Source organism: Gelatiniphilus marinus (assembly GCF_042684345.1).
Lineage (GTDB): Bacteria > Bacteroidota > Bacteroidia > Flavobacteriales > Flavobacteriaceae > Gelatiniphilus > Gelatiniphilus marinus.
The window spans coordinates 588569-614730 of sequence record NZ_JBHULK010000001.1; the positions used below are offsets into that span (position 1 = coordinate 588569).

A 26162-nucleotide genomic window follows, 5' to 3' on the forward strand; every position below is an offset into this window, starting at 1 on the left:
ATTAGTTGGGGTTTGATGTTTCTTTTTCTATGGAAGCTATTAAATCGCCAATATTGTCCATGTTCATTAAATCCATGAGTTTAAATTTTATCCCGAACATTTGCTCTATTTCGGTTATTATAAGCATGTGCGTTATAGATTCCCAGCCATCAACATCGTTAGCTGTGGTGTTGTCTTCTAGCTTAAAGTTGCTGTGTTCTAGAATTTTTGTAAATGCAGCTGAGATTTTTTCTAGTATAATTTCTTTTGTCATGGTTGTTGTATAAGTTTTTTTAGTTGCGCTCTGTCTAGTTTACCATTGGTATTGTGCGGTAATTCTGTTATAAAAAAGGTTTTTGTGGGCACCATGTAATTTGGCAATTTATTTTGTAGATGCTCAAAAAGGCTATCGGTATTTGTTTTTTTGCCTTCAATTACCAGTGCAATTTCCTTGTTGCCATCATTATTGTCTATATCTATTACGCAGATGTTGTTATTGGTAACGCTGCGTACGTGGTATTCAATTTCGCCCAATTCTACCCTGAAGCCTCTTATTTTTACTTGAAAATCTTTTCGGCCTACATACATAAGTAATCCTTCTTGATTTAAAAAACAAATATCTCCGGTTTTGTAAAATCTTTTTTCACCGTTTTTTAGGTTAAAAAAAGTAGATTTGTTGAGTGCTTCATTTTTCCAGTATCCTTCCGTGAGCTGATCTCCAGATAGGCAGAGTTCGCCATGCGTTCCTGCATCAACTTTTTTGTTAGCATCATCAACAATCATAAACTCAATACCTTTAAGTGGCTTCCCTATGGATAGCACACCATTATAAGTTGGATTTTTACTGTTAAATTTATAGTTGTAATAGGTGCTGCAAACCGTACATTCTGTTGGGCCGTAATGGTTGTATAGCTTGCTATTGGGTATGCATTTAATCCATTCTTTAACAATATCTTCGTTTAATTTACCGCCTCCAAAAATACAATATTTTACACTTGGCGCGTATATTTCTGGAAAGTAGGGGCGTAGGTAATTAATAATTGCCGGTACCATTTTTATAACCGTTAGCTTATGTTTTAAAAGGAGCTTGAATATCTGAAAGTATTTTATGGAATTACTTGGCACGGTGTAAGAGCAAGCACCTGCTAAAAACGCGGGCAAGAATGCTGTAAGAGATGCATCAAAAGTAAGGTCGTACATCATTAAACATTTGTCCGAATTGTTTAGTTTGTACTCCTTATCTTGGTCTAAGGCAGTTAAGAGTGCGTTTAAGTTTTTAAAGCTTATAGGAATACCTTTTGGTGTACCGGTACTGCCGCTGGTATATAAAATATAGGCAATATCGTTTTTAGTGAAAGGAATTTCTTTTAGGTTTTTAGGGTTCGATTTGGTATCGATTTTTGAAGTGTTAAGAACGTTAAAGTTCTTTTTGAACGCTGAGCTATTTGAAGCATCAAATACTGTTTTAACCTCTGCCAGATCAAAGATTTTTATATTTCTTTCTAGCGGTGCAAATGGGTTAACGGGTATGTAGGCTTTGTTTTCAAACCATATTGCGAAAATGGATGCATATGTCTCTAAATCATTGTTAGCAACCAAACCTATCAAATTTTCATTTGGTGCGATATTATTTTGAATATATAAGCGTATTTTGAAAATAGCATCGGTTAAGTCTTGGTATGTATAAAATACCTCATCAATGCATAATGCATTTTTACTATGATTTGTTTTAAATGATTTTTTAAGATTATCTATAAAATTCATAGCCTTGTATTTTATTCGAAATAACCATCTTGTTGTTTCATTATAGCACCATCAAAATTAAAATCGATTGTATCATGAGCTAAAGAAAACTGTTCTTTTATATTGACATAGGTGCTCATGAATTTTAGCTTTATATGTTTGCCCAAAACCTCATCGTCTGTTAATATATATGTGCATTTAGAAGTTATAAAATGATCCATAAGCGCTGTTAAGCAGAGGTTGTAATTGGTTTGGTTTGATAAAAAATAACGTACTATAAACTCATTGTCCCTAATTAGCACAGAAATAAACCCAATGGTTTTGTTTTTGTTTATAACCAAGAAACTACGGTTGTGTATTTTATGCGACACACTACTTAACAAGCATTTGTAAGGTGCTTTGTTGGTTGTACTGGTTTCCAGATATTGCTGGTTATCAATTTGCCAATTTAGGTATGATTTTGATTTTGGTATTAAATCGTTTTCGCAATGTTTTTTTATAAATTCCCAGTCGTTATCATCTATGGTTTCAAGATACTTATATGCTATGCTTTTTTTGCTTTTGTATATTTTGAGTTTGTTGAATACAGCAATTGAAAAGTGAGAACATCTAGCTGTTATTTTTAATAAAGGCGATACTGTTTTTAAGGCTTTTATTTTGTTTGTTATGAGGTGGTAATCTAAACTAAAAACAAAAATATATTTATTTCTTTTGCCAAATTTGGTAAAGGTTTGTTTTTTGTAATATTCTATGGTTTCAGAGCCCACGTACCTAACAAGAATTTGCTTATTTGTAGCATTAAGAGATAAGGTTTTTGTGTAGGTTGGTAACACCGAGTTTTCGTATTTTTCATGTACCCACCACCTGTTGCTCCAAAACACTTTTTTTAAGCCATTTTTAGTTTTTAAATAATCGGGTACCAAATAAATAAAAGAAATCAACTCATCGTTTTCGTAACCTAATATAGCACAAACATCGTCATTTTCTATGCGTTCGTTTTTTAGCAACCATTTGGCTTTTGGTTTAGAAAACGGAACCACTTTTTTTTTGGCATCCCAATACAAATTTTGTTCTAAAGCATCAGCCAGCATGCTTTTGGTTAGTGCCGTAATTTTTATGTCTTGCATAAATTAGTGTTACTAAATTAAATAGCTTATTATGTTATTTAATTGTTGATTGCAAATATATTAAACAAATTAGCATTCCGTTTACTTTCTCTTTGTATTGCTAGATTTTGCGATAAAAAATCGTACTGTTTTTTTTAAGGGACCAAACGTTACTGTTTAATTGGTAAAAGTAATTTTTTGGCCTTGTTTTTCTCCTTGTATTATAAATGCATGTTCTGTTTTGTTTTTGTAAACTTTTACTTTGTTGCAATGGTCTGCGGTATTGTAAATAAAATTGTAAATATGCTTGTTTAAAAACAGATAGGGTTTATCGTTACAATCAATTTCTTTATACTGTTGTTTTTTAAAAGTTACGCTTTCTTCTATTTTATAAGCTGTTGGGCTTTTGGTAACTTTGGTTTTAAAAATGCCTTTTAGCTTAGCATTAAGTTCGTTAACACCTTTGGATTTAAGGTATTCTTTAAGCCTAATTTTAAATAGCATCATTTTAACTTTAGCAGTACTGTTTTTGTTAACAATATAATGTTGGTACCTGTATATATTGTTGCTCCATCTGCGCTTGTAATCCATACCGCCCACGCCCATTTCAAAAAGTCTGTAACCGTTTTTGGCGCACCATTCTATTTGCTTGTAAATTTCAACGTGGCCCAAACCAAATTTAGAATAGTCTATGTTGTAAGACGATATATAACTAAACAGTACTTTATCGAAATGATAGTTTAACGATATTTCTATAGGCTGCTCTTTATTATAAATAACAAACAACGATGCCTCTTTGTTTATAATATCTTCGTAGGTATGTTCTAATAAAAACTCCCACTCGTATAGGTTTTTATGCAATTCTTTACGCTCTTTAAACCGGCTAATAATCATGCTATAAAGCGATTGCATTAATTTGTTGTAATCTGGTTTTGTTATTTCGCCATGATACATTTTATAGTTTACATCAAAACAAGTTTCCAAACGTTTTACGTATCTGGTAAATATGTTTCTTTTTTTTGAATTGAATTGGCGCTGCATAAAGCTTTCTATTGAATCTGAAGGGTTCAGTAAAATAGAATAACCCCAGTTATATTGTGGTACTATATGAGTTTTAAAACTAGAATCTCTTAGCTGTAATTTAAAATATTCGGGTATTAGTTTAAACGAATATATGCTGTTTTCATTAATATTGAAATTGGATTTTAGCGTTTTGTTAGTAACCTTTAAATCAAAATACTCCACGCTTTCATAGAGCTTATTTATGGCATCACTTTTAAATAATAAAGGAAATATTGGTATTTTGTTTTTTGGGTTCATTTTGATAATAAATAGCTTTTATGATGTTTTTTGGATGGTTGTTTTTTGATTTTTTTTAATGCCTTTAAAATAAAATATTTGGTCATTTTTTAAGTCTTTATATACCTTAACATCATTTACAAATTCTTGGCTTTTGTGCAAAAAGTAATTGCGTGCTTGTATTAAGAAGCTAAATTCTTTGTTATCTAAATCGATTTCTTTTAGGTTTTTAACCAAGTGGATTTCGGGTAAATTATAATCTGCAATAATTTTATTTTCTGAAGTATCACCAGCACTAGGTTTTTTGATTTTAAATTTTAACTTGGCGTAGTAACCGTAAAGCTTATGAAAATTAATTTTTTTTAGCAGGCCAATTAATTTAAAGCGCAACTTTAACTTAAACGCTGTAAAGCGCGCTATAATAGTTGCAAACACAGATTTTGAGTTAAAAATTATGCTTTTGTTGTACATATAGCTTTCGGTTATATATTTTCTTTTGTGCAAAAAATCGCCTCGGCTCATATCAAATAACTTAAAGTTATTGTTATAAGCCCACTCTAAATGATTAACCATGTTTATATGCCCCAAATTAAACATTTGGTAATCGATATTATAGCAACTGTTCCAATGGAAAATGGTTTCTCCATCAATAAAATTTAGTGTTATATTTATGGGTTTATCACCATGGTATATTGCAAAAATTGCCGCTTGTTTTTTTAATACCATGTCAAACATCATATCTTCGTATAGTTTTAAAAAAGGCAACTCAAAATTTAATTCTTTTTTCTGAATAAAGCGGCGTTCAGTGATTAAAAGAAGTTCTTTAAAAAGGAGTTTGTAATCTTCTCTTGTTATCGCGCCATAAAAAATTTTATATTTTGGAGCAATGCATAAATCCAATCGTTTTCTGTACCTTTTGAGTTGCGATTTTCTTGGTCGGCCCAACTTATTGTTTAAATAATCTTCTAGGTTTGCGAAGTTTGAAAGATTTATTAAAAATCCCGCGTAAAGCGGAACGCTAACCGACTTGATATTCGCATTTTCTTCGTCTATTTGTAGAGAAAAATAACTGGGAATATCTGTTATGGCATAGGTTTTTAAATCTAAAGTCGATATTGCGTTACGTTTATAAACAACAGATTTTAAAAGTGTATTTGTTATTGTTTTTATGAAAAAAGGAAAACTCTTTTCTTTAAAAAAGAGGTCTAAAAAAAAACTGACTTCTATATTTTTATTAGGTAATGCCATTTACAGTTATTAATTTTTTTTTGCCTTTTGAATGTATTACAAATTTGTTTGTGTAATCTGCTAATTTTAATATTGTTAGGTTGTTTAAAGAGTTGTTGTTTAAAAAAAGGAAATCGTAAACCGGTTTTCTTAAAAAAGCAAAGTCATTGTTTTTTTCAATATTGATTTCAATAATTTTATAGGCTTCAGCTTCATAAAAATCAGAAATACTTACAGTTATTTTTTTTGTGCCATCGCCACCTAAAATGCTAAAGATAGTTTGCTTGAAGGTTTTCAATTTCGAAATTAGATTATACCTTTTTAAAACATTGTAGAATTTATATTTTAATTGTTCCTTAATGTAAAGGTATTGGCCTAATAGCAAAGTGCTTGTTTTATTAGAGTTGTAAGCGATGTGATTGTAATAATAATGCGATTTAGTAGCCCATTTTGTTTTGTAATAATCGTAGCCTTTTAGCAAATTATAAACTTTAAAGCCATTGTTTATGCACCATTCAATATTTTTTAGCATATCAATGGCGCCTAAATGAAATTTAGAGTAATCGATATCGTAACCGCTTAAAATGTAATAGCCTCTGTTATTTTTAAACATATTAATTCTTATACTTATGGGTTTTTCGCCATCGTATATTACAAATAAACTGGCTTTTTTGTTCGCAATTAAGTTGTAAATGGTTTTATAATACTCATCAAAATGTTGCAGTTCGTAATTGGTTTCTTGCTTTTCGGCAAACCGCCGTACCAGTAAGCTTTTTAAAACTTTAAAAAGGCTATTGTATTTTTCTTTTGAAATGTTGCCATAATAAGAAACATATTTAATATTAAAGCAGGTTTCCAATCGGTTTTTATACCGCCTTAGGTTCGATCTGCTTTTCGAGCCAAATTTAGACTTTAAATAAGCGTCTATAGTTTTAAACGTGCTTAGTTCAACCAAATGCCCTTGTATTGTTTTTGTTTTTTTTACAACTATTTTTTGTGGGCAATTTACGGTTTCAAGATTAAAATAATCTGGAACATCATTTACTTTAATTACAGAATTTGTAATACTAAAAGGGCTGTTTTTTTTGTTTTCAAAAAATAAATCATCAACACTGGCTGTATTGTAAATAGGAGGTAAGCTATCTTCAAAAAGAAAGGATTTAAAGAAGGTTATGTTTTTTACGTTGCCCACAATTATTTGATTTCTATTTTCTGATTTTTCTTTTTGCCCTTTATAAAAAACGTGTTCAATTTGTTTTTAAACTTAAAAATCTCTACGGTTTTTAACGATTCTTTGTTATGGTATAAAAAGGTGTAAACTGCTCTTTTTAAAAAGCTAAAGGACTCATCGGTTATATCAATTTTGCATAATTTATCTGTTGTTGTTAACTCAATATTATTGACAATTATAAGGTTTTCTTTGGTTTCGCGGGTATTTAATTTATGTATAAAACTTGTGATGCTGTGATATAAAACATCGACATTAAATTTTTTAAGACCATTTACAAGCGCATAAAAAACCTGGGTTTTTGCAATTATTATGTTTGCACAAATAACGGCAAAAAGAGATTTAGAGTTATAAATAACATGTTTTTGGTAATAAAACTCGGTATCGATTAGCTTGTTTTTGTAGGGGTAATTTCCTTTTAGTAAATCGTAAACTTCAAAACCATTTTCAAAGCACCAACGCAGTTGTTGTATAAAATTGGTAAATCCAACCGAAAATTTAGAATAATCGATATCGTAGGTTTTTATGTAGCCGTAAATGGTTTTGTTTTGTATTAAATTTAGGTATAAACTTATAGGTTTTTCGTTGTCGTAAATTACAAACAAAACGGCATCTTTACTGTTAATTAGTGGGTAAGCAATCTCTTTGTAAGTATCCCAACGGTCTAAATCGGTGTTTTTAATTTGTTTTTCTGAAAATCGCTTTTTAAGCATCTTGTAAAACGCATCAAAAAGAAAATCGTATTCTTTTTTTGAGATTTCGCCATAAAAACTTTTGTATTCTATATTAAAACAGTTTTCTAATTTACTTTGGTAAATCCTGAATCTTTTAGGGGTATTAAACTTGGTTTTTAAATACTGCTGGGTATTTTCGTGGTTTTTAAAAAAAATTAACGAGCCTTTAAAGGTATTAATACGTTTAGCCTTCCAGTTTTTGTTGTTTAGTTCTGCTTTTAAATAATCGGGGAAATCGCTAATGCAGTATATGTTTTTGTCGCTATCTATGTTTGCAGCTTTAGCTTTATAAATACTGGTATTGGTAAAGCTGTTTACAACATTGCTGTAAATGGGAAAAGGCTTTTTTTTCTCCAAAAAAGAGTTTAAAACATTGTATTTTATAAGTTTTATTCCTTTTAGCATTTGTTTAAACTAAGCGTGGTTAATGGTTATTTTTTGTATGTTTTTATTTCCTTTTATTAAGTAAGAGTTTAACTCGTTTTTATATTTAAAGATGCTAACAGCATTTATGTGTTCTTGATTTGAATATAAAAAATCATACACTGTTCGTTTTAAAAAATGCAATGATTCGTCGTTAATGTTTATTTTAACTAGCGTTTCTTTTTCAGGCATTTTAACTGTGCTTGTAACTATATTGAGTGTCTTGTTTTTAGCTTTTGCTAGTTCTTTATTTCGGTATTTGTAATTTATAAATTTGTAATACAGTACATTAAAATTTAATTTTTTTAACCCCTTAACCAAAATATAAAAAGCTTGGGTTTTGGCAATTATAAAGTTTGCCGATAGGGTAGAGAGTGTAGAATTGGAATTGTATAAAATATGCTTCTGAAAATGGTATTGCGTATCAATTAGTCTTAATTTGTAAGGATAGCTTCCTTTTAATAAATCTAAAAATTCGATATTGTTGGTGTAGCACCAATACAGTTGTTTTATATAATCTGTAAAGCCAATGTAAAATTTCGAGTAATCTATATCGTAGGCTCTAAGATAGCCATACATGGTATTGCCTCTTACAAAGTTTAAGCAAATGCTAATTGGGGTTTTGTTGCTGTAAATAACAAACAGAACCGCTTGTTTGTTGTTAATTTGTGGGTATGCGATTTTGTGGTAAATATCCCAACGCGACAAATCGTAATTCTGTATTTTCTTTTCTAAAAAGCGTTTTCTGGTTAGATTATGGAAAGACTCGAATAACAATTCGTATTCATCTCTTTCAATATCGCCAAAATACGTTTTGTATTCTATATTAAAACAAGATTCCAGTCTTTTTTTATAGGTTCTAAATTTTGATCTTCTGCCCGAACTAAATTTATGCTTTAAATAATCTTCGGCATTTTTATAGTTTTTTAAAAGAATTAAAGAGCCTTTGTAAGTATTAATACTTTTTAGTTTCCAGCCTTTTTTGGTTACAGATCCTTTTAAATAACCCGGAAAGTCGTAAATGCAATATAGATTGGCATTGTTTTGTGCGTTTGCTGCTTTGTTTTTGTAAAGTAATGTACCAGAAATGCTGTTTACAATTTTGCTGTAAACGGGCAAGGCCTCGTCTTTTTCAAGAAAAGTGCTTAAAACATCTAAAGTTTCTGGTTTTGTTTTTTTTAGCATTCTTCTATTATTTTAGGCGTCTTCCTTTTAGTAGGTAAAGAAATCTATCCATATTTATAAGCTTACCAACAATGTTTTTATCTCTTAAATACTGCATTAACTGTAATTCTTTAACTGTAATTTTAGCACATAGTTTAGATATTACAGAGGCATTGTTGTAAAAAACATGGTACATTAGCGTATATTTATGGTTGCTCCATTTTTCTTTGTTATAGGTTTTGCCCATGGATAAATCGAAAAAACGAAACTTGTTTTTTATAAGCCATTCCAAATGGTTATGCATGCAAATATCGCCCATATTATATTTTGAGTAGTTAACATGATAGGTTTGAATATGGCTAAAAACAATATCGTTTATATGGAAATTTAAAGTAATTGCTATAGGTTTTGCACCATCAAAAACAACATGTAACGAGGCTTTTTTGTCTAAAATTTTTTGGTAGGTTGAAGCTTGTAAGGCTTTCCAGTTGGATAAATAGCGGTTGTGTATTTTTTTTTCGTCGAATCTATTTTTTAATAGGACATAAAATGCATCGAATATATTGTTGTAATCGCCCGCGCTAATGGCTCCATAATAAACGCTTGTTGTAATGTTATGATTATTGTATAGCTTTCTTTTTTTAGCGTATAAATTTTTTCGGTTTCTGCTATTTAAGTTTTTGTTAATATAATGTATTGCATCTTGCTTGTTTTCAATATTTAGCAAGTATCCATGGTATTGTTTTACTTTTTTAAACCTTAGGTTTGGATGTTTTTTGAGCAGGCTTAGCTTTAAATAATCTGGGACGTCCTTAACAATATAAACTTGTTTTAGGGTACTGAAGATGCTGTTATTTGCCGAAAATTTTTCTTTAGAAAGTGTATTTAAAATACTAGATTCATAAAATGAATTTATCTTATGTTCTAAAAACAAATCGAAAATTAAACGACTGCTCTGAAAAGCGAAAATTTTATGAAGCATCTTTAAATTGATTAACCTTGTTTTTTTTCCAGAAAAGTTTACAGCTTATTTATTCGGCATATTTCTTTTTATTCAATAAAAAACTTATTTGGTGTATTAAATGTGTAATTTCGTGTTTTCTAAGATACCACTTAAAAGCAAAAATGCTTTTGTACATTTTGGCATATAGTTTCGCCTTAAAAGATTGCTTATCGTAATATATATGGTATTCAAACCAGTAGGGTTTGTTGGCCCATCGGTTTTTGTACTCAAAATACCCTTTTGAAAAATCTAAACTTTCAAAATTGTTTTTAAAACACCATTCCAACTGTTTCATAATACTAACAGAGCCTAATCTGTATTTAGAATAATCGATATCAAAAACCCTAATAACATCCAGCATTTTGCTGCCCGAAAAATTAAGTAGTGTTATGGCTATGGGGCTGTTGTTATTGTAAACAACAAATAATCCGGCTTGTTTTTTTAGCATCATGGGGTAGGTAAGGTCTTTGTAAAAAGCCCACTCGTCTGGATTTAAATTGTTGTTTACTGTTTTTTTATCTAAAAACCGTTTTTTTAACAAACGCTTAAAATCAGAGAAAAGGCTTTGGTAAGCTTCGGGAGTTATATCATCTAAATACATTTTGTAATGTATGTTATGTGCAGCTTCCAGCTTTTTTTTGTAGCTTTTAAATTTATAGCGGCTTTTTCTGCTTATTATCTGCGCCATATAGTCTTGCAAGCCATTGTAGTTTTTTAAGTCGCAGATATACCCCGGGTATTGTTTTATTTTATAAAAACCTAAGGTGTCGCTTTTGGGTGGGTTGGTATCTAAAAAATGATAAACATCATAAACTATAAACACGCTTTTTTTGTAATCTTCTGTATTTGGGTGGCTTAGTTTATAGCTTATGCCTTTTGTATTGGTTTTGCCCGTGTTTTGATATACTGTTCGGTTTTTATGCTTAACAAAAGTTAAATTATTAAAAAAAGAAAACGAAACATCGGTCTTACTTTCATTGAAGTGTTTTAGCCAAATGGTTTTAAAAGGATTATCTAAGTACGGACTGTTTTTCATTTTTGTTATTTAATAACGAGATTTAAAGATAAAGTTATAAGTGCAAAATCATTCTTTGTTTTTCGATAAATTTTTTTTAATATCTGTGCTTAATTGCTTTGTATAGGCTTTTGCACTTTGAGAAAGCATGTGCGAACCATCGTAGGTTTTATAATTGGTATTTTGTAATGTATAATTTAAAAAAGGAACTTGGTAGTGTTTTGCAATGCTATCAAATTCTTGATTGAAAGTTGGCCAATTTGAATTTTCGAACTCTATAAAATCTGCATCAGCAGGCAATCTCACCATAAAAACATGACCTTTGGTTTTTAAATATTCAATCGTGTCAACAAATCCATTGATGCGGTATTTTGAAACTTCTAACAGTTCGTTTTTTTTTCTGTAATACTTAATAGTTTGTGTTTTCCAAAACAGCATATCATCATGTTTTAACGTATCTGAATGGCTAACCAGCACAAATTCATTCCATCCGTTATCGTGTGCAATATGGTGGTTCCACGAATTTAGATTTATTATTCCATTGTATAAAGGGTTGGCATAATTGTTAATTATGTAATCGTAATTTGGGCTTTGCTTTAGGTTTGCGGTTTTACCGATAACCCCCTTTTTATCCAAATTAAAAATAGCTTCATCATCCATTTTTAAAGGCGCTGTAAAAGCACCCGGAGTTACCGATAATATAAATAGCCCGTTGTTAAGTTTAGGGTTTAATTTATCTTTTATGCCTTGTAAATAGAGTTGGCCATAAGCAGAATGGTCCAGATTAATAGCAAAATTTGTAATGGGCATATCAAATTTCAAGGCTCTAAGTTCGTGTTCTAATACCTTTGGTGCTATATTTTGGTCTGCTCTTGACAGCCCTAAAATTAAACTCCCAGATTCTTGGGTGAATTTGTGGTAATACTGATCCACATAGCCTTCAGAGAGTTTATCTACAAAAAATAAATAGGTAGCCATTAGCAACAAACAAAAAAGCGATATTTTAAGTATAAACTTCATTTTTAAGACATTAAAACTGAAAATAAATAAACGTATTTTGCCTATTAATGGCAAATAGCACGATAATTAAAATATAACCCAGATACATACTATACCGTACATAATTAGGGCGTTGGGTAACCAGCTCGTAAACTTTACTGTTGCCTTTATAATAATGTATGGTTTGCACAATTAAAATAAGCATTAGGCTTAAAAACAACTCAAAATAATTGCCAACAATATTAATATGCATGCTGCCAAAGTTAAACATGTTTTTTAGGTACAAAAGGGCATGTTCTAACGAAGGCGATCTAAAAAACACTAAGGTTAAAACCATGTAGCCCAAGCAAAAAGCCCAACCAAAAAATCCTGTTATGTATTTTGGGATGTTTAGTTTTTTAAATAATTTATGCCGTTTAGAATTGGTTGCAATCTCTAAAACCAAGATAAATGCGTTTAAGAGGCTCCATATCACAAAAGTCCAATTGGCACCATGCCATAACCCGTTAATAAAAAACACAATAAATACGGCCGTTAACCTGTTAAGCTTATAGTGTTTTACTAGCGGTCTGTATAAAAATTCCCTAAGCCATTGCGTAAAAGAGATATGCCAACGTTGCCAAAACTGAGCCATAGACGTTGAAAAAAGCGGGCGATTAAAGTTTTGTATCAAATCGTACCCCATGGTTTTAGCAGCACCAATGGCAATAGCGGTATAGGCCGAAAAATCGTAATATATTTGAAAGCAAAAGAAAATACTTCCTAATATTAAAGCTATATTGTGTGGCGAATCCGGATTTGCAAAGGCCTCATCCACATAAACGCCCAAGCGGTCTGCTACAACAACTTTTAAAAAAAAGCCCCATGCCATAATAATAAGCCCTTTTTTTATATCGGGAATATTAACAATTACCTTTTGCTTTAATTGCGGCAATAACCTAGAAGCGCGCTCAATAGGGCCAGCTACCAACTGCGGAAAAAACGCCACATAAAGCGCAAATTTACCTAAATGCCTCTCGGGTTTAACGGTGCCCCTGTAAACCTCAAACGAGTAGCTCATGGTCTGGAAGGTGTAAAAACTAATGCCAATGGGCAATAAAATATTGGTAAAGTTATACGAGCTCGCCAACTCATCTGAAAGAAGTTCAACCCCAAAAAAGCCCAAAAACGATTTTAGGTTATCTGTAAAAAAAAGTAAATACTTAAATAAAAACAAGATCCCAACATTGGTTATAATACTAAATACCAAGTATCGTTTTTTTATTGTCGCGCTATGTGATTTGTACATTTTAATGCCGCAATAGTAATCTACAAGCGTTGAAATGCACAACAGGATAATCAACTCTGGTTCGTGCACCATGTAAAAAAAATAACTACCAGAAAGCAACCATAACCACCTGTACTTATGGGGTAAAGCGTAAAACCCTATAATAACTATCGGAAAAAAGAGAAGGAATTCAAAAGAGTTGAATAGCATCTATATAACAGTTTAGTAGGTTGTTTTTGGTTTTGCGAACATAATTAATTATAAGCTATGTTGGTTATAAAATAAGACTAAAAGTAAAAATTTAAGTCTAAAAGATAAAAACAGAATTATTTTTCCGCTTTTTTATTATTGTTAACTTTTAAGGTCTTTACCCACAATGTTCGCTTGTATGTGTTTGTTTACTAATTATTTAACTTATTAACAAGCAACAAAAAGTTATTAACAATTACATGCACTTCACCGATAAAATCCTATTTTTGTCGGAATTTAATTTTAGAGAGGGAAATCCAAAATTAATTTTTACTCGTATATAAGAACTAATTGTTAAAGCGAAACTTCACTTTATCGACAAAAAATGTATTTAATCGGATATTAGTATTGTCCAGAATGTATTTCGTCGAAAAAAACAAACGCTTCAACGGTTTTTATTAGAAAATGAATTAATATTGAAAATTATTTAATGCCCTAAACACAGAAGAATTATGAAAACGATTTTGAAAACTTTTTTATTTACAGGATTGCTAATGGTATCGATGATGTCTTGCAACCAAGAAGAATTATTTGTTGAACCCGTTGTGGTTGAAGAAGAAACCCCAAACAATGAAGACACCAATAATCCAGAAACTCCAACAGCAGTTGACACGAGTTTACCATGCGATTTTACATTAAACGATGTGCAGGCCAACTCTACCGTTGTAATAAACTGTATTATGGATTTAGGTGGAGAAACCATTAATTTACCAGAAAATGTTACTATTGTTTACGAAGGCGGCGATATAACCAATGGTACACTTAATTTCTCAAGTGGCTCTACTTTCGATGGTAATTTTTTAAATTCAACATTAACTATCGCTGGAACCACTCCATTGTTAAAAGATCCTAGTTTTCAATTTATTCCTAGCAGATGGGGAATCGTTGAAGGTAAAGTTTCAGATGAAGTAGCCTTAAACAACAGGAACATCTTAAACAATATATTTACCCAATCCAAAGAAATGGGCATAAACACTTTTAAAATCGACAAAATGGATGCTTATTTTCTAGTAAGTAAAGAAGATAACTTCCCTCCAAAGTTTAGAATGGGAGATATCTTTATACCTTCAGATTTTAACTTAGTAATGACTGACAATACCCATTTAAGAGTACAGCCTAATGGGTTTACAGATTTTACTTTATTAGCGGTTTATGAAGAATCCAACGTTACCATAACCGGCGGTAACTTACACGGCGACAGAGACGAGCACGATTACAGCACTTGTGGCGGAAGAGAATGGTGTCAAGATAGTGATCTATTGAGATTAGAAGCTGCTGCAAATGTGGTAGTCGATGGTGTAAATTTCTATAATTCTACAGCTGATGCCATTATGGTTAAAGCAAGAGGCTTCTCGTTTAACCCAGATTACGACCCATCTAATAATATTGTTATTAAAAACTGTATTTTAGATAAAAGTAGAAGAAACAACATATCTATTGTAAATGCACACAATGTTATTGTTGAAGATTGCCAGATATTAAATGCAGGTATAGATACCGATAAATCATTAGGAACCAATCCAAAAGCGGGGATTGATATTGAAGCGCTACGTGGTATAGACGATAACGGCAATTACATATACTATGAAATTGTTAGAGATGTTATTATTAGAAACAATATTGAAAAAGGCAGTGCAAGGTCTGCAATTATTGTAGCCATTGGCGACGATACTGTTATTGAAAATAACGAGACCGAAAACGGCATTAGTTATTCTCTTGCTAAAGGCGTTAAAATAAGAAATAACAGAATTACGGGAACTTCTGAAAAGCATTTAAACAGTAATGCCATTGGTGGTGGGGTTGCCAATACCGAAACCACATACAACAATGAGATTTCAGGTAACATAATTAAGGGCTATGGCACCGGTATAACACTTTATGCTAAACAAGCCAAGGTTTACGATAATGTTATTGAAAATGCTGGTAAAGGTATATTTGTACCAAACCAAATTAGAGATACCGAAATTTATGGTAATACCATTACCAACACTACTGACACCTACACTCGAGGTATATATGCCCATACTTCAGTATTGAAAAATGTACAAATTCATTCTAATAATATTGATGTAAAAGTGGGTAATGCAGTTTCTTTTGAATCGGTTAACGAAAATACAACAACGCCAGATAAAGTTGAAGTAACGGTTTACGATAATTTCTTTAATAATTCTTCGGCTAGAGTTTTCAATTCAAAGGGTATTCAAATATTAAAAAATAACTAGTTTATTATTAATAATAGATATATATTAATATTACAAAGCACCTTGATATTTATCAAGGTGCTTTTATTTTATTCCCAAAACGCACCCCATTCTAAATCCATGTTATAGCTTATAAACTTATCCATGCCACTGCCTGGTGTAAATGTAAACTCACCAAAATAAGTAGTGTTGTTTACCGAATAGAGGTCCAGACGAACAAAATCGAAGGGTTGAGATAGTTTTGATACCACTGCTATCATTTCATCAAAATTTTCGGGTTTTTTAATTTTTAAAGGATCATCTACAACCACATCGGAAGTCCAGGGATAGGTGCAAACTTGCCATTGCTTATCAAAAAAGGCTACTTTTTTATTGGTAAACCTATCAACAAATACCTCTACGTACATTTTGTTTTTAAAACAGTGAAATTTATAGTCCTTGGGTACTTTGCCTTCTTCATCTAAAAGCAACTCTTCAACCAAAAGTCTGGGTTTTATGTTTTTGTAATGCAGTTCCATACCCAGCAAATGGTATTTGGTTTCAAGCCAGTTGTTGGTTATTTGTTTTAATTTCTCAAAACTGTAATCTAATTTGTTTTTAACCAATAAATTAAAGCCGCTGCCATGGTTGGCTTTAATTACAAAGCTATTGGGCAGCTTATTGTAAATGGTTTTGCTAAGGCTGTCCATTTCAAAAAGCAGGGGCACCAAGTATTTGTCGCCAATTTTTTTGGCAACATAGTCTCTTACCGCTATCTTGTCAGAGAGCAATGTCATTTGTTCGGTATAGCTAAACCGCCGTTTTGCCATATGCTCGTTATGGGTTTTTGGGTTTTTAAAATTGGGGCTGTAGCCTAAATTGGCCTTAAAACGGTTTTTTACATAGAGTTGTGGACTGGTTTTAGATAAAAGGGCCTTTGTGTGTTGCCATAAGAAATATTTCATGTTTGGTTGGTTAGATATTATTGTTAACTAAAAATGCTGTATAAATAGTAAGTTTAATGTTTTTCCCGAAGCTTTGGGAGCGCACAGTATAAATGTTTCAATTTATTGGTAAACAATAGTTAGGTTTCGACTGTGCCCTAACAGACAGAATACAAAATAAGCTTTTTAGGCAACCTTAATTTTTATTCCATAATTGTCCCCATTCAAGGTCTTTCTCATAAGTTTTGAATTTATCTATCCCCCCTCCGGGAGTAAATGTAAATTCGCCGAAATAGATACGATTGTTTACCGAATATAAATCTAAACGCACATAATCAAAGGGTTGCGATAGTTTCGATACCACAGTTATCATTTCATCAAAATTCTCTGGTTTTTTAACTTCTCGCGGGTCATCTACTTCTTTGAATATAAATGGATAATCGGCCGGTTCCCATTTTTCATCAAAAAAAGCCACACGGGTATCTACAAATCTATCAACGTAAACCCCGAGGTATTTTTTACTTTCAAAGCAATAAAACTTATAGTCCTTGGGTACTTTGCCTTCTTCATCTAAAAGCAACTCTTCAACCAAAAGTCTGGGTTTTATGTTTTTGTAATGCAGTTCCATACCCAGCAAATGGTATTTGGTTTCAAGCCAGTTGTTGGTTATTTGTTTTAATTTCTCAAAACTGTAATCTAATTTGTTTTTAACCAATAAATTAAAGCCGCTGCCATGGTTGGCTTTAATTACAAAGCTATTGGGCAGCTTATTGTAAATGGTTTCGCTAAGGCTGTCCATTTCAAAAAGTAGGGGCACCAAGTATTTGTCGCCAATTTTTTTGGCAACATAGTCTCTTACCGCTATCTTGTCAGAGAGCAATGTCATTTGTTCGGTATAGCTAAACCGCCGTTTTGCCATATGCTCGTTATGGGTTTTTGGGTTTTTAAAATTGGGGCTGTAGCCTAAATTGGCCTTAAAACGGTTTTTTACATAGAGCTCTGGACTGGTTTTAGATAAAAGGGCTTTGGTATGTTGCCATAGGTATTTTTTCATGAATAATAATATAAAATATTAGGTTTACGGTTTTATGCTGCTTGATAAAAAAAACTGTATTTATTTATGCGAAAGTAAAATTTACATAAAAAAAATCAAATCTAAAAAAATATTGTTGGTATAGTAGCTTTTAATTGATTAACAACAATGTTTGCAGCTAAATAGTTTAATTTGCTGCTTGGGTAAGTTAATTTTGCCTATTGGTCTTTAAAATTATTTTTTCGAAATAAGTTTGACTCATTTTTTATTGTAAAAGCTATCTTGGTTAACAAATTTCATTAAAATGCAGCATGGTTTTTAGCATAATTTATATAAGTTTGGCAATATTTTGTAATGGTAGAAATTAATAACATAAATCTAAAATGATTCTTAGCATAATAGTTCCAATGTATAATGCCAAGGATTTTATTGGCGTTTGTTTAGATAGTTTATTAAACCAAAACTTAAGTATTACCGACTATGAGGTGCTTGTTGTTAATGACGGATCTACTGATGGTAGCCAAACTATTGTAGAAACTTATGCAAAAAAATACTCCAACATTGTTTTATGCAACCAAAGCAATTCTGGAAATGGTGCTGCAAGAAATAAAGGCATTGCATTGGCAAAGGGTAAATATCTTTATTTTCTTGATGCTGATGATTACTTAGCAGATTATGTTTTAGAAGGTTTAATAAAAATATTGGAAAACAACAATTTAGATATTTTGGGTTTTAACTCGGTTAATACCACATCCTCTCAACTAAACACACCGCATAATATAAATATCTTTGAAGATGTTGGCAATTATAAACTAACCAAAGGCATAAATTTTCTAGCAGACCATAACTATAGGGCAGAGGTGTGGTGGTATATTGTTAAAACCGAATATTTTAAAGGTACCGGAATATCTTTTTATAATCGTAAATTTGTTCAAGACTCCTACATAACGCCCAGCATTTTTATTAATGCCCAAAGGGTTATGTTTATTCCGCTTGATGCGCATAGGTATAGGCAAAACGATAATTCCATAACGCATATAAAATCGCCAAAGCACATTAAAAAGCATATGGACGATTTGATTTTTTCGGTAAATAAACTAGCGCATTTAATTGAGACGGTTAATAACGAAAAATGTATATTACGGCTAAAAAACAGACAACAAGGCTATGTGTTTTTCTTTTTAATAAGGTTTGCAAAATCGAATATGACTTTTAAAGCACTTAAAGATGTTATAAACCATTTAAAATTAATTAGCGCTTACCCCATTACCCATTTTATAGGTGAAGATTATAATGGTTTTAAGTATAGGTTTTTAGTGTTTATTTTTAACAAGCCTTTATTACTTTATCCTTTTTTGTATATGTTAAGGGCAGTTTACAGGCAGAAAAATAGAAAACAGCTACAATTTGATTAATTAAAGGTAATGTGGTAAAAAATTATTTTTAGGTTAACCAATTAAATTAACGTGAGTTCGATTTAAAAATATTTATAATTATATAATTTAGTTTGTTGTTTTTCAGTTGTTTGTCATTTCGACAGAGCGAGGAAAGAGCGACGAGAAATCTCATTCAATAGAGATTCTTCCTCATTCTTGGTCTGAATGACATAGTTTTAACTTTGTAAATTTACAACCTACTGATTATGAACTACAATTATATCGAACTCACGTTAAATTATGCAAGTACGCATTTAAAACGTGTTTAATTCCAATTTAATTTTGAAATGTCGTATTGTTAATTTGAATTATTTTTTGTTCAAAATGAGATAGAAATCGCAGATTCAAGAACTCCTTATTTTGCAATAAAAGAAGCGTGAACTAAAATCAAAGCATAGCCTTAGTTATGGTTTTATTTTATACCAAAATATAAGCAAAAAAGAAACGAATTATATGCGGCATTACAGGGTTAATTTGGTATAAGTTCTGCTTTATTTATTTAATTACAATGTCCGTAGCTTCAGTTATACAAACTAATAGTAACGTTTTGTACAAAAAAAGCAACTTCGTTTTTTGTGTAGCTTTACATCACTAAATTAGTGTTAAACATGTTTTTTATAAAACTTAATCCATTCTGTAGTAATGGTATCTGATGAAAAATTATCGGAAATATATTCAACACCGTTTTTTCCAAGGGTTTCCCTAAGGCCTTTATTATCTGCCAACTGTTGCATTTTAGAATATAAATCATCTACATCTTTAACCTTGTGGCGCAATCCTGTTTTGTTATCTACTATGGTATCTGTTAGCCCATAAGCATCGCTGCAAATAACAGGTATTCCGCAAGCCGAGGCTTCAATGGCACTCATGCCAAAGCCCTCTCTGTAACTTGGTAGGCAAAACACATCGCTGGCTTGGTAGTATATTTCTGGGTTATCTGTTGTTCCCATAAAATCGAAATAGGTTCTATCTTTTATAATATTGTCCATTTTGTCTAGTGCGCCTTCATCATTACCCACCAAAATAAGATATACATTTTTATAATTAGATTTAAGTTTAGAAAATGCTTTTGCAAGTTCAATAACGCCCTTATCTTCGGTTATCCTGCCCAGAAATAAATATACAACCATATCTTCGGGTAGTTTTAGTTGTTTTCTTAAGTCCTGTCTTGTTTTAAGGTTTGGTGAGAACTTGGTTAAATCTACCCCAGAGATAGAACCAGCACCCAAAACTATGGCCGTATTTTGTTTGAGTACTTTTTCTGCTATTAAAAATTGTTTTTGCGAGTTTCCGTCAACCAATATGTGTGTAGAAAACCGCACTATTATTTTATCTAGTGTTTTTAACAGGCCTCGAAACAAGCCCGTTTTATTAGCCCAAACTTGACCAGTAAAAATATGTATTCGGGTATTTATGCCAGCCAGCTTACCTGCAATGGCTGTAACTAAACCAGCTTTGGGAGTAACAGAGTGAATAGCATCAAATTTATTTTTTTTAAAGTATTTGTATAGCTTGTAAATAGCCTTTAAGTCTTTTATTAAGTGTATGTTGCGGTTTATAGATATGTTTTGGTAACTGTTATGCTCAAAATTATCTAATATATGCTTGGTTTTGTGGTCTATATTGGCAACAAGATAGATGTTATATTCTTCTATAAGTTTTTCAAAATGGGTTTTCAGAAAATAGAAGGTATATGGCGATGATACTATAAAGCAAATATTCTTTTTCATAACTAAATGCGTTGTGCTTACTTAAACAAAATATGTTGTAATGGCTGTGTTATTTTAAATAACCAAAAGTGATGTAAAAACGTTTTTCTGAACAGGTTTTTTGAGGGTTCAGATAAAGGATGTTTTACATGAAAAAGGTTTTCTTTTTTTAATTGTTCTTTTAGGTTAATAAAGGCTTTGTAACTTTTTTTATTTTTTAATAGTTGATAAAATATAGTAACGTTAATAAAGCATAATCGGTAATTAAAATAGTTTTTGTTTTGTTGATTTTGTTCTTTTTTTTGGCTAAAAGCTTTTGTTATTTTTAAAACCTGTATTAAATCCTGAAGCATTTTTTCTTTCTTTTGCTCGCTAGTATTTCTTGTAATGGAATCTGGCGATTGCAAATAATGTGCACCAATTGTATCTATGGCCATAACTTTTTTAGAGTAATAAAATACCCGGGTGTTAAACTCAAAATCTTCAATATATATTTTTTCTAAAAATAGGTTTTCATTTTCAATAAGCAGCTTACGGTTATACAATTTGTTGCAGGCAGAATTCATATACTTAAACCTATTAAAATATTCTACGCCGCTATAAATTTCACCCTTGCTGTGCATGGCAACCGTATAGGTAATTTTGCCATTGGGTAGTACGCCTTGGCTTCCAAACTCTAAAACATCTAAAGTATTGTTAATTGCTAGATCGGTTATATTTTTAAATGCGTTGGGCAAAAGGTAATCGTCTGCATCTAAAAATAACAGATACTGGCCTTTGGCATGTTGTATTCCTGTGTTTCTGGCACCGCCTAAGCCTTTGTTTTTTTGCGATATAACTTTAATGTTGTTATGCTGTTTTGCTATTTTATTGGCCAAAGCATAGCTATTATCGGGCGACTCGTCGTTAATCATAATAACTTCAAATTCGCTTTCGCTTAAGCCTTGGTTAAAAGTAGAAGCCACACATTTTTTTAAGTATTGCTCCACATTGTACATGGGTATTATTATGCTTAGTTTAATCATTGTATATATTCGTAATAAATAAACATAAAATAAGTGAACATAAAATAAAACAAAAGCACTTTACCTATTACGGTGTGCTGGTTTTTAAAGAAGCGTTCTGTTATAAAGGGATATATAATAACAAGCGGCATTAAAAACCAAGACAGGTAAGCAAATCTGTTTGAGAAGTTTGCCCTAATAACCAATATCCAGAATGCATTGGCCGTTAAATATATATTAAACAGTTGTATAAATAAGGGGTCTTTGTATTTCTTTTTAAAAATAAAGTATGCGCCGCTAACTACTGCAAACGAGCTGTAAAACAGGAAGTCGAACCTAAAACTGGTATTTGCAAAAGCTTCGTGTCTATCTCCTGTTAAATAACCACTTAACCTATCGTCTGCAAACCCCAGTTGGGCAAATAAATTTTCCCAAAAACTACCAAGTGCTAACGATAATGGGATAGCCAGTAACCAAGCATAAAAATACCATTTGGAGTTGTTAACAAAAAGGGTAAAAACATACCCTAGTGTTGGTAAGAGCATGGTTTTATGAAACAGGCAAGAAAGCACCAATAAGGCTATTAGTATGGCTTTTTTGTTGCGATAGGAAATGGCCAAAATAAATAGCGAAGTTGCCATGCCGTTTCTTATGCCATTAACGCCGTAGGTCCAAAACGAAAACGATACCACAAACATAAAAAAGGCATAAAACCAATATTTTGAGAAAAACCGTTTAGAGGCTATAAACAAAGGCACAATATATATAATGGCGCATAACAGGAAAAAACCTGTGGTCGATATAAAATACGAACAGGTTTTCATTAATTGATGAAAAAACAAATCGTCTTTAATTGTAATTTCGCCACCCATGGCATAGCTTTCGTAAATTCTGGCATAGGTAGCCATATCTACAAAATACTTACCGCTAATGGGGCGAAGTCCCATGTACAATGTTAAAGAAATCAATATAAAGTGCCCCATAAAGTTAATATACCTTATGTTTTTTTGCTCATTTAATTGCAGTAAAAAAGTATGGAACAATGTAATTAATGCTATACCAAAGGCACTATATAAAAAAACTCTGTAATAGTATTCTAAAGGTATAAGTTCTATCATGCCCTAATTATTTATTTGGTGTTAAATATTTTTCTGAAACAATTTTTACATCAAATTTGCTAAGCAATTGGTTTCTGTTTTTTAATAAATTGTTTTTTAGTTCGGGCGATTGTAAAGCGTATTTTAAGGCATCTGCAAACTTCTGCTCTTCTGGTAACACATGGTTTGTTTTAGGAATTCCTAAATTGCCCTTGTAAAGGTTGGGTGTAATTATGCCTGCTTCTACATGTAAATTTTCGTTTTTTACATGGTGTGCATTTAGGCTCATCAATTCAATAATACCATCTGTACAGTATGACGAAACAACCGGAGTGCCAACTGCTATAGATTCTACAATTACATTTGGTGTGCCTTCGTAATGAGACGAAAGCGCAAGAACATTGGCGCGCTGTAAGTATTTAAAAGGGTTGTTCTTTCGCCCCAGAAAATGTATGCTGTCTAATATGCCATAGTTTGAAGCTAAAGATTTTATGTGGTTGGTAATGCTTGAATTGCCATCGCCAATAAAAATTAAATTAGCATCAATGCCTTTTTCTTGTAGCAGATTAAAAGCGTTTATTAAGTGCCAAGGCGATTTTTGCACAGAGAGCCTTCCAATAAACAATATTGTTTTTTTAAAGAATAATTGTATTTCCTGCTTGTTATCAATAGGTTCTTCAGAGAGTTCAACCAATCTTTTTGCATTGTGCGGATTGTAGATTACCTCCATTTTTTCAGGAAATTTAAACCCGCAATTCTCAATTAAATCGCGTTTTATGTCGTTACTTATACATACCACTTTGTTAAACGCACCATAAAGTTTTTTATAGCTAAATTTAATTAATGTATTAAAGCTGTTTTTATCGTTTAGCTCGACACTTTTAAGCGCATGTATGCTGCTTATTTTGTTTTCTTTGGTAAAGGTTAGCGCACTAAAAATATTGGCCATATCGCCAAATGATATAGAATCTGTTGCTTGTTCTTTTTTAATGATTTTTCTTATTTTAAAAGGCGCGAGTAAATAAAATAAAATTCTTTTTATTGGGTTTAATTCTGAAAAATCTTTATCGCTTAAATAATACTCGTCGTTGTTAAAGTTGATGATATCGGATTTTAGCTTGATTAATTTGATGGCCTTAACACGATATCCTTTTAATTGGTAATGGTTGTAAAATGTTAGCGCTAAACGCTCCATTCCGCCAACACTACCATAGGGCATTATTAAAATAATAGTTTTCATTGTATTAAACTTTTAAAAAGACCATCCCACTTAGCCATTATTTTTTCTGGTAAATAATGTGTTGCTTTTACCTGGGCATTTTTTCCTAGTTCTCGCCTTAAACTCTCGTTTTCTATTAATTGCGAAATAGATTTTGCAAACTCATCAATATCACCGTTTTCTACTAAAATACCATCTTTGTACTGCGATATTATATCTGAAGGACCGTAGGGGCAGTTAAACGAAACACAGGGCAGGCCATAAGACATGGCTTCAATTAATACCATCCCAAAACCTTCAAAGCGCGAGGGCATAACGTATATAGAGGCCTCTTTGTATTTGTCTTCTATGTTTTTTACCGGCTTATAAAAAGTTACACTTTTTGATATACCCAATGTTTGGGAGTTTTCCCTTAAATGGAGTTGCTCATCAAATTTACCGTAAATGTCCAATTTCCAATCCGGGTGTTTTTTATTTACTATTTGCCAACTTTTCAACAATCTATCATATCCTTTTTGGTACGATTGCCTGCCTACTGCCAATACTGTTTTGCTGTTTAGATCAGATTTTTTTTCTGATGAAAACGGCAATGGGTTTGAGATAACCATTAAGTTATTTAAATCCCATTCTTTAAGGTTTCCGTTGGTAAGCACCACAAAGGCGTCGTATTTTTTTGCAGCAAATAGCATGAGCTTGTGCTTTAATTTATTTGCTAATGATGAAAAAAAACTGGTTTTGTCCTGTTTTTGCTCTACACTTATGGAAACATGTCTTTCGTAAATCATGGGACAGGTTTTTTTTGTAAAAAAAGGAACAAAAAAACCTTTTAACCCGTCGTCACACACCGATATTACATCGGGGTTTACTTTTTTTATGGTATTTTTTATACCTTTTATATACTTAAAAAAGTAAGCAAGAGTATTCCCTTCGATTGGTATATCGTGGTAAATGAGTTTGTCGCTAAAATTATAGAATAAGGGCTTGTTTTTTTGGTTTAGCGTTAGTATGTGTACTTCGTAATCTAAATTATCTGCCAGATAACTGGCTTTGATAGAGAGTACTCTTTCTAGACCAGCGGCTCCTGAGATTTGATTAGTTATGTACAGTAGTTTCATAATCGTTAAAATAATCTATTTTACAAAAGATCTGCATTTTTCTTTTAAGGGGTCGGCAAGTTTATGGTGCAAGCCTAAATTTGTAACGCTGGTATTTTTATTAATTTTTCCTTCCAGGTTAAAATTAGCCTTCCAATTGCCTTTATCGTCTATATCGATTCTGTTAAAGAGCTCAATAATACCATCAAACCTACAGGTGTCTACAAATGTATTAAAGCTATTTAAAAATATTACCGGTGTACCCATGGCCAAACAAGGTAAGGCACAATGAATTCTGGATGTTATTACTAATTTGGCTTTGGCGTATTTTTTTAGACATTCTTCTGCATATTCAAATTTTTCTTCTTCGGTTTGCTTGCCCGGGGGTAGTATTTGGGTTATGTAGTTGGCGCTTTCCAAAAGCTCTTTATCAACAATTTTTTTAAGTTGGTTGTTTATTTTGCCCAATTTAAAAATGTCGCCACTAGCAACGCCTTTAATAAGGTGTTTTGGGGTTAAGGTTACTTTTTCTTTTGTAGGGTAATTGTAAAACGGATCTACTATATAAATCTCGTCTCCACGCTCAGCATCATCCACTTTATAGTTGTCTAGGGTTAATGTTAAGCAGCCTGTAAAGTAAGCGTCTATACCTTTTTCTTGAAGTATTTGTACAGTATATTTATCTCGACAACCAATGGGCTGGTGTTTTTTAAGATAATTAATTCCTTTTTCGCTTAGCATGAATGGTGCAGCAGTATTATTCATGTGGAATGAAACAAATAGCGGGATAATATCTTCGCTTGGCACCCAATGCATTATGTTGTGGGTAAACCAACCATTCATAATCAATTTTGTATCGCCTTTTTTATAATCGCCCATTTTTTCTCTGTTTATAAGCTCGTTAACAGTGGGTAAAAATTGTTTTGCGGCTAAGCTTTGTACATAATCGCCGACATTATATTTTTCTTTAGCTTCTTGATATGTTAATAGTCCGTATTTCATTTTTTTTT

General features: G+C 31.8%; 22 protein-coding genes. 2 read left to right on the top strand and 20 right to left on the bottom strand.

All coding sequences use genetic code 11. From position 1 onward, the window contains the following. Position 1: 1 nt before the first annotated feature. The 12 genes from ACFSQS_RS02550 to ACFSQS_RS02605 all read right to left on the bottom strand — a co-directional run bounded on the left by ACFSQS_RS02550 (position 2) and on the right by ACFSQS_RS02605 (position 13397). Positions 2-253 carry an acyl carrier protein gene (locus ACFSQS_RS02550; protein ID WP_388013605.1) on the bottom strand — a complete coding sequence of 84 codons (252 nt, stop codon included), beginning with the start codon at positions 251-253 and terminating at the stop codon, positions 2-4. Then, entirely contained in the window at positions 250-1743 is a 1494-nt protein-coding gene (locus tag ACFSQS_RS02555; RefSeq protein WP_388013608.1) for an AMP-binding protein, read from the bottom strand. Before ACFSQS_RS02555 ends, ACFSQS_RS02550 begins: the two co-directional genes overlap by 4 nt. A gap of 11 nt (positions 1744-1754) precedes the next feature. Continuing rightward, complete coding sequence (locus tag ACFSQS_RS02560) at positions 1755-2849, bottom strand: hypothetical protein (protein ID WP_388013611.1); 1095 nt, start codon at positions 2847-2849, stop codon at positions 1755-1757. 156 nt (positions 2850-3005) lie between these two features. Further along, positions 3006-4148, bottom strand: coding sequence for a GNAT family N-acetyltransferase (locus ACFSQS_RS02565; RefSeq protein WP_388013614.1), 1143 nt, complete (start codon positions 4146-4148; stop codon positions 3006-3008). 18 nt (positions 4149-4166) lie between these two features. Then, entirely contained in the window at positions 4167-5375 is a 1209-nt protein-coding gene (locus tag ACFSQS_RS02570; RefSeq protein ID WP_388013617.1) for a GNAT family N-acetyltransferase, read from the bottom strand. Beyond that, a complete protein-coding gene (locus ACFSQS_RS02575; RefSeq protein ID WP_388013620.1) occupies positions 5362-6546 on the bottom strand; it encodes a GNAT family N-acetyltransferase in 1185 nt (394 codons plus the stop codon). Before ACFSQS_RS02575 ends, ACFSQS_RS02570 begins: the two co-directional genes overlap by 14 nt. A 2-nt stretch (positions 6547-6548) precedes the next feature. Continuing rightward, positions 6549-7721: a GNAT family N-acetyltransferase gene (locus ACFSQS_RS02580; RefSeq protein WP_388013623.1), complete on the bottom strand. Its 1173-nt coding sequence runs from the start codon at positions 7719-7721 to the stop codon at positions 6549-6551. Positions 7722-7730: 9 nt separating this feature from the next. After that, entirely contained in the window at positions 7731-8924 is a 1194-nt protein-coding gene (locus ACFSQS_RS02585) for a GNAT family N-acetyltransferase (protein ID WP_388013626.1), read from the bottom strand. Positions 8925-8931: 7 nt separating this feature from the next. Continuing rightward, the gene (locus ACFSQS_RS02590; RefSeq protein ID WP_388013629.1) at positions 8932-9885 is read right to left on the bottom strand and encodes a GNAT family N-acetyltransferase; all 954 of its coding nucleotides are present in this window, start codon (positions 9883-9885) and stop codon (positions 8932-8934) included. 49 nt (positions 9886-9934) lie between these two features. Then, the gene (locus ACFSQS_RS02595) at positions 9935-10942 is read right to left on the bottom strand and encodes a GNAT family N-acetyltransferase (protein ID WP_388013632.1); all 1008 of its coding nucleotides are present in this window, start codon (positions 10940-10942) and stop codon (positions 9935-9937) included. A 48-nt stretch (positions 10943-10990) separates the two neighbouring features. Next, positions 10991-11941 carry a hypothetical protein gene (locus ACFSQS_RS02600; protein ID WP_388013635.1) on the bottom strand — a complete coding sequence of 317 codons (951 nt, stop codon included), beginning with the start codon at positions 11939-11941 and terminating at the stop codon, positions 10991-10993. 10 nt (positions 11942-11951) lie between these two features. Next, on the bottom strand, positions 11952-13397 hold the full coding sequence (locus ACFSQS_RS02605) for an MBOAT family O-acyltransferase (protein WP_388013638.1): 1446 nt from the start codon (positions 13395-13397) through the stop codon (positions 11952-11954). A 491-nt stretch (positions 13398-13888) separates the two neighbouring features. Here ACFSQS_RS02605 and ACFSQS_RS02610 point away from each other — a divergent pair, with 491 nt between their 5' ends. Then, positions 13889-15658 (top strand): NosD domain-containing protein, encoded by a 1770-nt coding sequence (locus ACFSQS_RS02610; RefSeq protein ID WP_388013641.1) that lies wholly within the window; start codon positions 13889-13891, stop codon positions 15656-15658. A gap of 68 nt (positions 15659-15726) precedes the next feature. Here ACFSQS_RS02610 and ACFSQS_RS02615 read toward each other — a convergent pair whose 3' ends face one another. Continuing rightward, the gene (locus tag ACFSQS_RS02615) at positions 15727-16581 is read right to left on the bottom strand and encodes an ATP-grasp fold amidoligase family protein (RefSeq protein ID WP_388013644.1); all 855 of its coding nucleotides are present in this window, start codon (positions 16579-16581) and stop codon (positions 15727-15729) included. A gap of 175 nt (positions 16582-16756) precedes the next feature. Then, positions 16757-17614: an ATP-grasp fold amidoligase family protein gene (locus tag ACFSQS_RS02620; protein ID WP_388013648.1), complete on the bottom strand. Its 858-nt coding sequence runs from the start codon at positions 17612-17614 to the stop codon at positions 16757-16759. Between the two features lie 362 nt (positions 17615-17976). Here ACFSQS_RS02620 and ACFSQS_RS02625 point away from each other — a divergent pair, with 362 nt between their 5' ends. Continuing rightward, a complete protein-coding gene (locus ACFSQS_RS02625) occupies positions 17977-19008 on the top strand; it encodes a glycosyltransferase (RefSeq protein ID WP_388013651.1) in 1032 nt (343 codons plus the stop codon). Positions 19009-19631: 623 nt separating this feature from the next. Here the strand turns inward: ACFSQS_RS02625 and ACFSQS_RS02630 are convergent. The 6 genes from ACFSQS_RS02630 to ACFSQS_RS02655 are packed head-to-tail and all read right to left on the bottom strand — an operon-like array spanning position 19632 to position 26154. After that, positions 19632-20759 (bottom strand): glycosyltransferase family 4 protein, encoded by a 1128-nt coding sequence (locus ACFSQS_RS02630; RefSeq protein WP_388013654.1) that lies wholly within the window; start codon positions 20757-20759, stop codon positions 19632-19634. 17 nt (positions 20760-20776) lie between these two features. Next, positions 20777-21763, bottom strand: coding sequence for a glycosyltransferase family 2 protein (locus ACFSQS_RS02635; protein ID WP_388013657.1), 987 nt, complete (start codon positions 21761-21763; stop codon positions 20777-20779). Then, positions 21760-22860 carry an EpsG family protein gene (locus ACFSQS_RS02640; protein WP_388013659.1) on the bottom strand — a complete coding sequence of 367 codons (1101 nt, stop codon included), beginning with the start codon at positions 22858-22860 and terminating at the stop codon, positions 21760-21762. Before ACFSQS_RS02640 ends, ACFSQS_RS02635 begins: the two co-directional genes overlap by 4 nt. A 7-nt stretch (positions 22861-22867) precedes the next feature. Then, positions 22868-24079 carry a glycosyltransferase gene (locus tag ACFSQS_RS02645; protein ID WP_388013661.1) on the bottom strand — a complete coding sequence of 404 codons (1212 nt, stop codon included), beginning with the start codon at positions 24077-24079 and terminating at the stop codon, positions 22868-22870. Continuing rightward, the gene (locus ACFSQS_RS02650; protein ID WP_388013664.1) at positions 24076-25173 is read right to left on the bottom strand and encodes a glycosyltransferase family 4 protein; all 1098 of its coding nucleotides are present in this window, start codon (positions 25171-25173) and stop codon (positions 24076-24078) included. The genes ACFSQS_RS02645 and ACFSQS_RS02650 overlap by 4 nt, the downstream gene beginning before the upstream one ends. A 15-nt stretch (positions 25174-25188) precedes the next feature. Continuing rightward, a complete protein-coding gene (locus tag ACFSQS_RS02655) occupies positions 25189-26154 on the bottom strand; it encodes a polysaccharide pyruvyl transferase family protein (protein WP_388013667.1) in 966 nt (321 codons plus the stop codon). Between the last annotated feature and the right edge of the window lie 8 nt (positions 26155-26162).

What these genes read in the sequence shown, in the direction of transcription:
- ACFSQS_RS02550 (WP_388013605.1), bottom strand. Translation starts at nt 253, where the DNA reads ATGACAAAAGAAATTATACTAGAAAAAATCTCAGCTGCATTTACAAAA.
- ACFSQS_RS02555 (WP_388013608.1), bottom strand. Translation starts at nt 1,743, where the DNA reads ATGAATTTTATAGATAATCTTAAAAAATCATTTAAAACAAATCATAGT.
- ACFSQS_RS02560 (WP_388013611.1), bottom strand. Translation starts at nt 2,849, where the DNA reads ATGCAAGACATAAAAATTACGGCACTAACCAAAAGCATGCTGGCTGAT.
- ACFSQS_RS02565 (WP_388013614.1), bottom strand. Translation starts at nt 4,148, where the DNA reads ATGAACCCAAAAAACAAAATACCAATATTTCCTTTATTATTTAAAAGT.
- ACFSQS_RS02570 (WP_388013617.1), bottom strand. Translation starts at nt 5,375, where the DNA reads ATGGCATTACCTAATAAAAATATAGAAGTCAGTTTTTTTTTAGACCTC.
- ACFSQS_RS02580 (WP_388013623.1), bottom strand. Translation starts at nt 7,721, where the DNA reads ATGCTAAAAGGAATAAAACTTATAAAATACAATGTTTTAAACTCTTTT.
- ACFSQS_RS02585 (WP_388013626.1), bottom strand. Translation starts at nt 8,924, where the DNA reads ATGCTAAAAAAAACAAAACCAGAAACTTTAGATGTTTTAAGCACTTTT.
- ACFSQS_RS02590 (WP_388013629.1), bottom strand. Translation starts at nt 9,885, where the DNA reads ATGCTTCATAAAATTTTCGCTTTTCAGAGCAGTCGTTTAATTTTCGAT.
- ACFSQS_RS02595 (WP_388013632.1), bottom strand. Translation starts at nt 10,942, where the DNA reads ATGAAAAACAGTCCGTACTTAGATAATCCTTTTAAAACCATTTGGCTA.
- ACFSQS_RS02600 (WP_388013635.1), bottom strand. Translation starts at nt 11,941, where the DNA reads ATGAAGTTTATACTTAAAATATCGCTTTTTTGTTTGTTGCTAATGGCT.
- ACFSQS_RS02605 (WP_388013638.1), bottom strand. Translation starts at nt 13,397, where the DNA reads ATGCTATTCAACTCTTTTGAATTCCTTCTCTTTTTTCCGATAGTTATT.
- ACFSQS_RS02610 (WP_388013641.1), top strand. Translation starts at nt 13,889, where the DNA reads ATGAAAACGATTTTGAAAACTTTTTTATTTACAGGATTGCTAATGGTA.
- ACFSQS_RS02615 (WP_388013644.1), bottom strand. Translation starts at nt 16,581, where the DNA reads ATGAAATATTTCTTATGGCAACACACAAAGGCCCTTTTATCTAAAACC.
- ACFSQS_RS02620 (WP_388013648.1), bottom strand. Translation starts at nt 17,614, where the DNA reads ATGAAAAAATACCTATGGCAACATACCAAAGCCCTTTTATCTAAAACC.
- ACFSQS_RS02625 (WP_388013651.1), top strand. Translation starts at nt 17,977, where the DNA reads ATGATTCTTAGCATAATAGTTCCAATGTATAATGCCAAGGATTTTATT.
- ACFSQS_RS02630 (WP_388013654.1), bottom strand. Translation starts at nt 20,759, where the DNA reads ATGAAAAAGAATATTTGCTTTATAGTATCATCGCCATATACCTTCTAT.
- ACFSQS_RS02635 (WP_388013657.1), bottom strand. Translation starts at nt 21,763, where the DNA reads ATGATTAAACTAAGCATAATAATACCCATGTACAATGTGGAGCAATAC.
- ACFSQS_RS02640 (WP_388013659.1), bottom strand. Translation starts at nt 22,860, where the DNA reads ATGATAGAACTTATACCTTTAGAATACTATTACAGAGTTTTTTTATAT.
- ACFSQS_RS02645 (WP_388013661.1), bottom strand. Translation starts at nt 24,079, where the DNA reads ATGAAAACTATTATTTTAATAATGCCCTATGGTAGTGTTGGCGGAATG.
- ACFSQS_RS02650 (WP_388013664.1), bottom strand. Translation starts at nt 25,173, where the DNA reads ATGAAACTACTGTACATAACTAATCAAATCTCAGGAGCCGCTGGTCTA.
- ACFSQS_RS02655 (WP_388013667.1), bottom strand. Translation starts at nt 26,154, where the DNA reads ATGAAATACGGACTATTAACATATCAAGAAGCTAAAGAAAAATATAAT.